This is a genomic window from Aeromonas sp. Y311-2 (genome assembly GCF_027706025.1).
Taxonomy (GTDB): domain Bacteria; phylum Pseudomonadota; class Gammaproteobacteria; order Enterobacterales; family Aeromonadaceae; genus Aeromonas; species Aeromonas veronii.
The window spans coordinates 21185-33466 of sequence record NZ_JAPDCL010000009.1 but is presented as its reverse complement, the minus strand read 5'-3'; the positions used below and the strand labels follow the sequence as shown (position 1 = coordinate 33466).

General features: G+C 59.4%; 1 protein-coding gene and 1 pseudogene. One reads left to right on the top strand and one right to left on the bottom strand.

The annotated features are described in order from the left end of the window. The first annotated feature begins 31 nt into the window (after positions 1–31). A complete protein-coding gene (glpC, locus tag OKC42_RS10320; RefSeq protein WP_199428586.1) occupies positions 32–1234 on the top strand; it encodes an anaerobic glycerol-3-phosphate dehydrogenase subunit GlpC in 1203 nt (400 codons plus the stop codon). Between the two features lie 97 nt (positions 1235–1331). Here the strand turns inward: glpC and OKC42_RS22690 are convergent. Beyond that, positions 1332–12019 (bottom strand): annotated as a pseudogene (locus tag OKC42_RS22690) (retention module-containing protein). Positions 12020–12282: the final 263 nt, after the last annotated feature.

The window sequence follows — 12282 nt, the reverse complement described above, 5'->3', positions numbered from 1 at the left end:
TGTCTTCATCATCGCCGGGAGGAGAACTGACATGCTACTGGATCACGCCAACCAAACTTTCGATCAGTGCATCAAATGCACCGTCTGTACCGCCTACTGCCCGGTGGCCAAGGCCAACCCCGCCTACCCCGGCCCGAAACAGGCGGGCCCGGATGGGGAGCGGCTGCGCATCAAGAGCCCCGAGCTGTTCGATAGCGCCCTCAAACACTGCACCAACTGCAAGCGCTGCGAAGTAGCCTGCCCGAGCGGGGTGCGCATCGGTGACATCATTGCCAAGGCCAAGCATCAGTACAGCGGTTTCAAACCGGGGATCCGCGAGTTCGTGCTCTCCCACACCGATCTGATGGGCAGCATGTCTACCCTGATGGCGCCGGTGGTCAACTTCACCACCGGCCTCAAGCCGATGAAGCTGGTGCTGGACAAGGCGCTGGGGGTCTCATCCCACCGCGATCTGCCCAAATACTCCCAGGGCACCTTCCGCGGCTGGTACAAGAAGCAAAAAGAATCTCAGGCCCGCTTTGCGCGGCAGATCGCCTACTTCCACGGCTGCTATGTCAACTACAACCACCCGCAGCTTGGCAAGGAGCTGGTACAGGTGCTCAACGCCATGAACATCGGCGTGCAGTTGCTGGAGCGGGAGAAGTGCTGCGGCGTGCCGCTGATTGCCAACGGCTTCATGGACAAGGCCAAGCAACAGGCGGCCTTCAACATCAAGCAGATGGAGGACTCCCTGCTGGGCAACGAGATGCCGCTGCTGGCCACCTCCTCCACCTGCGGCTTCACCCTGCGGGACGAATACCCCCACCTGCTGGAGCAGGATAACCACAAGGTGCGGGATCGCATCTCGCTGGTGACCCGCTTCCTGTGGAACGAGTTCTACAAGGGCAACAAACCGGCGATGAAGCCGCTCAATCTGCACATCGCCTACCACACCCCCTGCCACATGGAGAAGATGGGGGGCGTCATCTACACCCTCGAATTGCTGCGCGCCATTCCCGGAGTCAAGGTGACGGTGCTGGAGTCCCAGTGCTGCGGTATCGCCGGCACCTACGGCTTCAAGTCGGAGAACTACCAGACCAGCCAGACCATCGGCGAGGGGCTATTTGATCAAATCAACCGCCTCTCCCCCGATCTGGTGATCACCGACTGCGAGACCTGCAAATGGCAGATCGAGATGAGCACCAGCTTCCGCTGTGAACATCCGATCCACCTGCTGGCCCAGGCGTTGGCCTGAATCCCCGGCCCTTACGGCCGCATAAAAACAATCCACGCAGAGATAAACAAAGAGCCGGCAATTGCCGGCTCTTCTTTTTTAAGCTTCACGCACGCTATCAGGGGTGCTGGATGATCAGGCTATGTTGATCTTCCAGCATGCTCTGCAGGATATCGTGGGACGAGGTGCTGGTGAGATTCCAGCTGGTTAGATCCACATCCTTCAGGGTGATCTGCTGAGTTATCTGGCCATCACCCGCGGGGGAAACCGAGAGATTCACATCGCTCAGGCCATTGCTCCCCGTGGTCACCGAGGCTGAGAGATGCTTGAGCAGATCATCGACACCATTGCCAGTGACCCCTTGCAGCATATCAGCCAGATCGATCTTGTCCCCCTGTTCCGGATGGAAGTCGGTGATGGTATCGATGGCGGGCTGCCCCTGACTCCCCTCATCCCCGTTCTGCCAGACGAAGAGATCGCTGCCAGCCCCGCCGGTGAGGATGTCGTTGCCATGCCCCCCTAATAGACGGTCATCGCCAGCGGAGCCAAACAGCCAATCCCCCTGATCGGAACCGACCAACTCATTACCACTCTGGCCGTGCACCGTAATGGTCTCAAGGGGCGTGCTGACGGTTGAGCCGCCGACACTCGACTCGGCACTGATCCCCAGCACATGGTCACCGTCGCCAAAACCGCTGAAGTAGAGCGGAACCGAGTGATCGGCCGGGATCAGCCAGTCGCCATTGCCATCGGCATGACCAACGATCTGACCATGCTCGTCCTGCACCTGCGCCCCATCCAGACCGCTGATGCGGATGGAGAGCTCACCGGTTGCCGGATTGACCACGCTGGCATTGATGCCAAGGGGGATAACGGCCCCCTGCAAGGCATGGAACGCATGCTGATCCACCGTCAGACCCGGCATATCCGGCTCGGGAGTGACAGTGATTGTCACCTGATCGGTGTCGCTCAGAGAACCGCCCGCACCACTGTTGCCCTGATCAGAGGTAGTGACGGTAAGGGTATCCTCTCCCCAGAAATCTTTGGCCGGTTCATAGTGCAGGTTGCTTGCCAGCAACTGGTTGAGATCAGCCAGCGACCCCACCAAGGTGATCTCGCTGGTACCCGCCCCCTGCACAATCACGGCACCGGTTGCACCCAGCAAGGTCAGCACACCATGCTCGACCCGCAGCACCATGGAGACAGGCGCACTGCCTGCATCCACATCCTTCACGCTGACGCCAGAGAGCGACAGGGAGCCATCCTCTTTGACCGTCATGCTGCCAGGCAGCTGATTGACCGGCGCATCGTTGACCGGCTGCACCTCGATGGGCAGCACATCGGTATCGCTGAGTGCCCCGCCACTACCCGTGTTCCCCTGATCGTTGGTGACCATGGTCAGAGCGTCATTGCCGTAGAAATCACTGTTGCCCTGATAGGTGACCCCACCAGAGAGCAAGGCATTGAGATCGGCCAGCGTGCCGGTCAGCACCAGCGAACCGGTGCCGTTGCCGACCACCGTCACGCCGCTGCCAGCAGGCAGCGTCAGGGTACCATGCTCCACCGAGAGGGTGATCTTGATGGGGCTGTTGCCCGCATCCACATCTTTCACCTGCAAACCGTGGATAACGAAGGGCTGATCTTCCTGCGCGACTTGAGGGGTCGTTGGCAATACGTTGATTGGCGCATCGTTGACCGGGCTCACCTCCACATGGATGGTGCCATTGACCTCGGGGCCAAGGGTGCCGTTGTCGAGGCTCTGGGCGGTGATCTTGAGATCCAGTGCACCGTTGGCATCATTGGTCACCAGCTCGACCGTACCCAGCTTGCCGCCCTCGGTAGTGACCTGCCAGCGACCGCCACCCAGATCAACAACCGTCCCCGCCACGCCATTTGGCAAGCGGATCTCGGCGCCATCAGGCACCCCTTCGATGGTGACCCGCACCTGCTCTGGCTTGTTCTCATGCACATTACCCGCACTGCCGCCGGTTGGCTGGGTATCCCGGGTCTCCAGCCCCAGATCCAGCGTGATCACATCCCCTTCGGTACCGCTCGCCTGACCCTGAATGTCGGCGATAAGGGCATCCCCCACCGGATTGACGGTGACGGTAAAGCTGCCACTGGTTTCGAGTGGAATGGTGAGCCCCTTGTCGAGGGTAAAGGCGCTCAGCGACAGCTCCACGGTGCCGCTGAAATCAGCTGGCGGGATCAGGGTCAGCTTGGAGAAATCGGTCCCCACCGGGATCTGCCAGACGCCGCCACCATTGTTGACCGCCGGAGCCGACAGGGTGAAGCCATCCGGTACCCCCTTGATCTGCAGCGCGACGATCTGCTCCGAGCCATCGTTATCGATTAGGGTTGCGCCAAATCCGGCAAGGTTGACCGTACCATCCTCGCTCCCGGTGACGCTATGCACCGAGAGCTGGGCCGGATCGTTGACCGGTCTCACCTCAAAGCCGACCTGTCCGCTCCAGCTGCCGCTGTCAGTCACCTGCTGGCCGCCGACCAGCGCGGTATCGACGATATCGACCTTGATGTCGAGCGGTACCTGACCGCTGAAGTGCTCTTTGGGCACAAACACCAAGTCCTTGAGGGCTGCCACATCGTTGACCACCAGGGTGTTGACCGGATTGCCGCTGCCATCGAGGAAGTAACCATATTTCGTATCCACCGTGATGGTGACCCGCTCAACGGTTTCGAGACCGCCGCCCGCGATGGAGGGGCTGATATCGGCCAGTTTCACCGAGAGATCGAGGTGGATCTCGCTATCTTCCAGATTGTCCGGCTGCCCGTCCTGATTGGTGTCCTGCACGGTCAGTGTCAGTTCCGGATGCTCGCCACGACCACCATTCACATCGACTACGGGGGCCACATCGACCCTAACCGTGCTGCTGTCAACCTTGATATCGCCACTGGCGGTATCGGTATTCACCACCTTCACCTCGATATTGAGCGAGCCAGCAAAGTCCTGTGGCAAGCCAAGGGTCAACCCTTCCAGGCCCGCCAGTGACGGCGGCACCTTGATGACGTATTCACCGGTCGAGATATTGTACTCGGCCCCGCTGATGGTGACGCCCGCTGGCAACCCCTTGAGGACAATGGTCACCTCGTCGCTCGCCTGGTCGGCGGCGCCGATATGGATCACGCCTTTGAGCTGCTGACCAAAATCAACCCGGATATCCTCCTTGCCCACCAGCACGGCGTTGTCGTCGATATCGACAGTCGCCGCCGGCGTCTTGGGCGTCACTGGCTGGTTCTCAAATTCGGCACTGGTTTCCAGGCTCACTTTGACATGGGCACTGGCATCGCCATCATCGCCCCTGTCGATCACCATGGCATCGATGCGGATCGGTTCGACCTTGCCGACAAACCCGTCCGGCGCATGCAGCTTGAAGCTGCCGAGGTTGCCCGCCGGCACGATCCAGCTGCCGTTACCGTTGTTGATACCGCCAACCACCACGAACTGATCGCCTGCACCACCATTCAACACCGGCAGGTTGATCACCAGATAGTCGATCTCCTCGACGCTCGAGGGATCGAGGTCGGTAAAGACGAAGCGTCCAGTCAGGTCTATATCAGCACCGCTCTGCCCCACGAGAGCTCCACCGCTCTGGGTCAGCACGCCATCGGGCTCCACCACGGCCTGGATATCGACATGCAGATTGCCATCGATCACCTTCTCGGCCACCGCGCCCGAATCCACATCATGCTGGGTCACGGTGACGTGGCTCTGTATAGTGGTATCCCGATCGCTATCCTCCGGCGCCTTCACCAGCAGCTGGCCCCCGTTGAGCAGGCTGTCGAGCTGGGCAGCAGTCAGGGTGACCTTGCCACTGACCAAGATCAGCTGGCTCTCGACACCGCCGACTCGCAGCCAGATCTGGTAGCCATCCTCCACCCCGGAGAGACTCAGCGCCGTGACTTTCTCGGCGCCGTCAGTAAGGGTCGGATGCCAGTCCAGCACGGTAAACTGATCTTCCAGGCCATGACTGGTCTTGCTGTAGTCGTTGGCGTCAATCTCCGGCTCCACCTTGATATGCAGCGGCACATCGAAGCTCTTGTGGTCGCCATCGTTCTCGGTCACCACCACCTTGGCGATCAGGTTCAAATCCGCCGTGCTGTTATGGGGCGGCTGAATAAGCAGGTTGCCAAAATCGGAGACATCGACCTGATAGGTCGGCTTGCCATGGGCGTCGAGTCCGGCAAAGGTGAGGGTCAGCTCCTTGCCATTGGCATCAAAGACCCGGGCACCTTCCGGCAGCCCTTGCAGCACCACGTTGAGGCTCTCGGAGGTGTCGTGCGGGGTATCGGCCCACTCGCCCGAGGTGAGGGTAAAGTTGAGCGGTGCCCGTCCATCCTCACCCACTGTGGTGGCATAGCCTGTCCCCTCTACCTCCCAGCCGGTATTGCCAAGCTCGAAATGGGGCTGATCCACCACCCCCACCAGATCCACATGAATGGTCTGGGAGCCCGTCTCCTTCTCGTTCACCACGGTATGGGTCTGGCCACTGGCATCGGTCAAGGTCGCCGTGTCTTTCACCACCCCCTTGATGGTCAGGTCGAAATCGACGTTGCTGTTTTTCGGCGGTTGCAGCTTGAGTTCGCCAATCCGATCAAAAGGAACCTCATAGTAACCGGCTATGTTCTGTGCAACGGCGGAACCACCCAGCAACAAGGTTGCACCGTCAGGCAGGCCACTGATGCGGACAAACATCTGCTCGGAGCCATCGAGTTTGTCACCCAGATGAGCAAGGGCAATCTTGCTGCCCAGATCGAGCAGGGTGTCTTCCTTGCCCTGAATGTCACGCACGGTGAGCTTGGCGTCATCGGCCACCGGATTGACATTGATCACCAGATCAATTTTGTCTCCCTGCGCCGTACCCTGACCCTGAGCGATCGGGTTCTTCTCGGTGCTGATCGGCGTCACCGACAGCTTGATGTCACCACTGAAATCCTTGCCCGGAACCACAGTCACCTTGTTGATGTTGCCTACCGAAACGGTGTAGATGCCACTGCTATTTGGCTTGAGCTCGACACCGTTGAGCATCAGGGTTCCCTTGCCCGCTTCCAGCTTGATCTGATAGGTCAACGTCTCGGAGCTGTCGGTGTCAGTCAGGCTCGCCTTGACGTCCAGCTTGATACCCGTGCTGTCTTCATTGGTGTCATAGTGGCGAGTGGTGTTGGCTGTGTCCCACATCGGCTTGTCGGCCACGCCGCGCACTGTCACAGCCAGATCCCCCGTTACAGCCGCAGGTGCCGCCCCTGCGGTGACACCGACCTGCAGTTGCACCTGGAAGTGCAGCGGCTGACCGCCATTGCTCCAGCTCGACCAGTTGCTTGAAGGCACAAAGGTCACCCCCTGAGTGGTGTAGTGAACATTATCACTGGTCACCATGGCCGCTGGCGGCACGATAAACCACTTGCCATCAGCCGTGGTGGTGAGGGCAACCCCGTTGTAATAGAAGGTGCCATGGGCATTGGCAGGCGCCTGGATAAGCAACTGATCCACATGCTCACCGCGATCGAAATCGCCAATATCGAGCTGCATGTTGATAGGGATACCCAGCCTCGGGTCTTGCGCCCCCTGATCTTCGTTACCAATGGCTGCGCTAACGGTAAAACGCACCCCTTCATCCTGCAGATTGAGGGTCAGGGTGCTGTCTGCTCGATCGCCATCGCCATCGACCAGATGGGCTGTCACCACCTGGCTGAGCTGACTTGCATCGTGATTGAAACCGGCCGCAGGATTGAAGGAGTAGGAGCCATCGGCAGAGATGGTCAGGGTTCCCATCACCTGCTTGCCATCGGGGCTCATCACATCTTGTATCAAAGAGCCATTGATGGCGTACGTCTGGCCATTGATGGTAATCGACTCGACGCGGGCACCATCCGCACCTTCATTGGCAGTAGGCAGCAGATCGCCGGTCACGGTACTGCTCCCCTCGCTCAGGGTATGTGCCAGCACAGTGCCGATAGGCATGTCATCTTGTACCGTCACGGTCACACTGACGTTCGGACTGCGATCGCCATCATGATCGGTGACAAACAGCGGCACTTCGATGGTCAACTCATCCTTGCCCTGTGCACCGTGATCAAGCTGGCCAACCAGATGGACGCTGTAACTGCCGTAACATCGAGGTGGACCCAGAAAACGGGTTTGCCCCCCTCGGCCGTAGCCAGATACCAGCCGGTGCTGTGTGGAGCCAGCGTAACCGCTTTGCCACCCGACATGAGGTGATTGGCCTGATTGAATGCAGCCACATCCAGCTCAAGGGAGGCAACCCGATCCGAACCGGCGGTGATGGTCACCTTGCCACTATCGGTTTCTCCACTCCCTGCAGGTGTGGTCCCCGGATGCTGACCGTTCACTGCATCGAGATCAGACTCCTCGACCCGAACCGGTTCAATGGCGGATATGATCGGGTTGATGCCATCAGTCACCGTGACAGTGGCGGTTCCCTGATTTTTGCTGCCGTCACTGTCTGTGACTTCTACCGGCAGATTCAGTTCCAGCTTGTTGTCTGCCCCGTGATCCAGGTTGGTATGCACCGTCACCTGATAACCTATCTCTGCGCTGGTGTGAGCGGCGATGCTGGCGGGGACGGTCGGGATGGAGACCGTCATCACAACCAGACCGCCACTGGTCACCGCCTGGAAGGTGTGACCATCAGTGCCAACCGCTTTCCAGGTCAGGGTTTCGCCATTATGGGTGATGGGCTTGCCGCTGGTATCCATGACCTGACCGAAGAGGGTCAGCCGCACATCTGTCACCGGATCCGAGTCGGCCTTGATGGTGATCTTTCCGCTCGTCTGCTGGTCATCAGTGGCAGAATTGGCGCCATCGAAGCGCCCTTCATTGAGGGTTACATCGGTCAGGGTCAGGGTCGGTTTTTCCCCTTCCCCAATCTGGATATTGAGGGTGCCGCTGGTGCTGTCGTTGTTGCCGCCCGCCTTGTCGTAGTCGTTGACGATCACCTTGATGGGCAGCTCGATCACGGCGTTGGCGCCCTGATGAAGCCCCTGATAAAGGGTGACCTGATAGTCAAACCCGTTCTTGCCCGCCTGATCGAGGCTGCCAACCAGCTTGACCTCGAACACCTCGACCCGCTGGCCATCCACCATCACATAGCCCTTGAGCAGCTGGCTGCCGGGGATCTGCGGGTCACCATCCACCAGCTCGTACTGCACCGGTTTACCCAATGCGGTCAGCGCAGGCTGTTCGCTGCCATCGGCAAAGGCCACCTCGACCACCCGATCCGACCCGGCTTGCACATCGAAGTGACCGGTTTGGCTCAGGCTGTTGCTGCCGGTGAGGCCCCCCTCATCCAGGGACACGCCTTTGCCCGGAATAAAGCTCGGCGCCTTGCCGTCCGCAATGGTGAGCGGCAGCGTGGTACCGATGCGATCGCCATCCTTATCGGCCAGGGTGACGGCCAGCGGCAGGTTGAGGGATTCACTCCCCTTGTGATCCAGCTCGCCGCTCAGGGTGACCTTGGCGGTGACGCTCCAGTTACCGTTGTTATCGACCAGGCTGAGCTCGGCGCGCAGCACCACCTGGCCACCGGCGGTTCCGACCAGCTGGCCGGTTGCGGGATCAACAGCGAAAGTGACCGGGTTACCGTGGCTGGTGAGTCCGGTCAGGGTGCTCTGAATAGCGGCGATATCAAAGCCGAGGGATGCTGGGTCAAGGGCATCACTGCCGTGCGCGACCGAGAAACTCATGGTGCTGACGGCAGCCGTCTCCCCTTGCGCCATCTCGGTGATGGTGGTACCGGTCACGGCAGAGATGGTCGGATTGGCACCATCACCCACCGCCACGGTAATAGTGGAGGAGACCTTGTCACCATCGCTGTCGAGCAGGGTAAAGCCCGCCTTGAGCAGGCTGTCGGCACTGCCCTGATCCAGCGGTTGATGGAGGGTAAAGCTGTATTTGCCATCGTTACCGAGGGTCAGCTCAAACACCAGCTTGCCATCTGGGGTACGTCCCTCGATACGATGATCGGCCACCGCGATGGTCACGGCCTGCTTGCCCGAGGTGAACCCTTGCAGCCCCGGCTGATTGGCATCGAAAGTGATGCTGGCCAGCGGATCGCTGCCAGCCGTGATAGTCAGATCACCGTCAAGGGTCTGGCCTTGCTGCCAGTTGCTATCTTCGGTGAGCGTGAGGGAGACAGGGTCTACCTGCGGCAAGGCACCATCGGTAATGGTGATATTGAGGGTGCCGAGGTTGCTCTTGTCGCCGTCAAAATCTGAACCCTGTACCTTCAGGCCAAGGTTGAGGCTGTTGGTCGCTTCCGGCTCGTCAAACACGCCGGTCAGGGAGACGTTGTATTTGCCATCCAGTCCGATGGTAACGGTGAGGATTGCCTTGCCCTGCCAATCCTTGACGATCAGTTGGTTGTCTTTAACCTCGTAAGTCGTCGCCTTGCCCTGGCTGGTGAGCCCCGCCAACGCTGGCTGGCTCGCCTCAAAGTTGAGGGAGACCAGACGATCGCTGCCCACCGTCACCGGCAGCTGACCATCGATGCTCTGGTTGCCCCCCTCTTGCAGCGAGACGCCCTTGTCGATGCCCAATGCGGGATCACTGCCATCATTGACGGTCAGGGTCAGGTTGGCGCTGGTGCTGTCGCCATCGATCTCGTTGGCGCTTACCTGCAAACCGAGGGAAAGCGTGTCGCTGCCCTGATGATCGAGCGGGCCGGTGAGGGTGACCACCACCCGCCCAGCCAGATCGCTGCCCTGCTGCTGCGCATTCAATTCGGCGCGCAGCACCTCCACCCGTTGGCCACTGCCATCCAGGTAGTAACCCACCAAGGTGCGATCATCGGCAAATTCAAAGGTCAGCGGATGACCATCGCTGGCAAGACCCGAGCCGTTGAGGGTAGTCAGGGTACTGTTCTGATTACTGAACACCAGCGAATCCACCAGCAGAGGATCGGCGGTGTGTTTGACCACAAAGCTGCTCTCGCCCACCACGGCGGCGCCGTTGGTAAAGGCATCTTCGGTCAGAGGAATGGCCGGGATCTCGAAACTGGGCGGATTGCTGTCCACCAGATTGATCACCAGCGGCGCCTTCACCAGATCGCCGTCGCTGTCGCGATATTCGAGGTTGAACGGCAGGCGCAACGCGTCCTGACCGTGATCCAGGCTCTGACTCCAGACGATGCGGTAACTTCCGTCATTGTTGAGGGTCAGGGTGAAGACAGTCGCCCCACCAGCACTGGCGGTCAAGGTCTGACCGTTGATGGTGTAGCCAAGGGGCGCGCCATGGCTGACGAGCCCCAGCCCTTCCAAGGCACTCTGATCAGCGGCGAACTGGACTTGCAGATTGCCATCCTGACCGGCACCGGTATTGAGGCTACCGGTCGCGGTGATCGGGCCACCGGCCAATCCGGCTTCGGAGAGCGTCAGGGTCTCACTCTGACCGATAAACGGTGCCCCATCGCTGGCGCTGTTGCCCGCCAGATCGGTGACACTGGCACGCACTTCAAAGGATTGATTGATACCGGAGAGATCAAGACCTGATACCTGCCAGCGGCCATCGGCCCCGACCTGTGCCGAGGTGGTCAACAGCGGCTGGCCATTGCTGTCGACTAGTGTGATGGTGACACTCTGACCCGCCTCCACATTGCTGGTGGAGCCGCTCAGGGTGGCGCTGCTGTTGCCAAACAGGGCTGCGGTATCGAGATCATCGATATCGATAAAGGCCTGGGTATCGACATTGATAACGAGGGTATCGCTGGCGCGGTTGCCGGCAATATCCACTGAATTGACCTGAAACTGGTACTGGCCATCGGCCAGGGTTTGCGGCAACGGATACTGCCAGTTACCGGCGGCATCCACCGTCAGGACGGTTAGCACGCTGCCGCCAAGGCTCAGGGTTACGGTGGCGCCGGGCTCCCCCTTCCCTTGCAGCAGCGGGGTATTGTCGCGGGTCAGATCATCGATCTGGCTGGCGCCGGTGTCGCTCTCATCGGCGAGATCGAGGGTAATGGCGGTGATGGTATCGAGCAGAGTCTGTCCGGTATCGCTGGCGTTGTTGCCCGCCTGATCCTGGGTATTGGCCACAATCTGCAACGGGCCATCCACCAGCTTGCCGGTCACATCGCCAAAATTGGCTTCCCACACCAAGCCGGGCAGTACCACAGTCGTCACCGTCAATGAATTGCCCGCCTGATCGATAAGGGTGACTGTGATCGGCTGGCCCACCTCCACATCATCCACCACACCACGAATGATGACGCCAGCCGCTTCATCGGCGTTGATAATGTTGTCGCTGGTTTGGGGCTCGGTGATGGTGATGGCAGCAAAGAAATCACGCTCTTCGGAAAACAGCAGCTCATCGCCGACAGGTTGCACCGCATGGTCGGTATCAAAACCGGCCTCGGCCAGGGTGGCGTCATTGGTACGATCGACCACCACAAAACCACCCGAGCTGGAACCGGCTACACCACCGATATTACCCGCAGCGGCTGCGTTACCGGCAGCGGTCTCCTGGAACAATTCGGTCGGGTCAATACCCTGACGGATCGCCTCTTGCAACGAGGCCAGTTCCGGATCGGTCGGTTGTCCATCAGCAGCAGGCGTCACGGGCTCAGGTTTGGCGGCCATATCTTGCTCACCAGCAGGATCACTGCCCGGCTCGGCTAGTTGAAAGTGGCCCCCTTGGGCAGTTTGCAGGCGGTCCCCCGGCTGCAATGCCATCCCCACCTTTGCTCGTATGACAGATCCATCTGCACTGATGACAAACACGGAGCCCTCGAGTTGGGAGATCACCGTGGACTTTTCAATTTGCAACTCAGCCATACAACCTCCAGCAAAACCTTAACCACCAACATCAGTACCTACAGGGTACTTGTCTGTTCAATAATCATACCGCACCAGACTAAGTGGGTCTTTTCGCTATTTTCGACAATGATTGCAATAAAATGGCCATAACTTACAAGATTGTGCATCTAACAGGCCCTTTTTAATAAAATGAGATTTGTATGAACCCAACCCCATCACCTTTATTAATAGGTCTATCAGACTTCATATGACCATTTCTGTCGTTTGACGATAAATCCACT

What these genes read in the sequence shown, in the direction of transcription:
- glpC (WP_199428586.1), top strand. Translation starts at nt 32, where the DNA reads ATGCTACTGGATCACGCCAACCAAACTTTCGATCAGTGCATCAAATGC.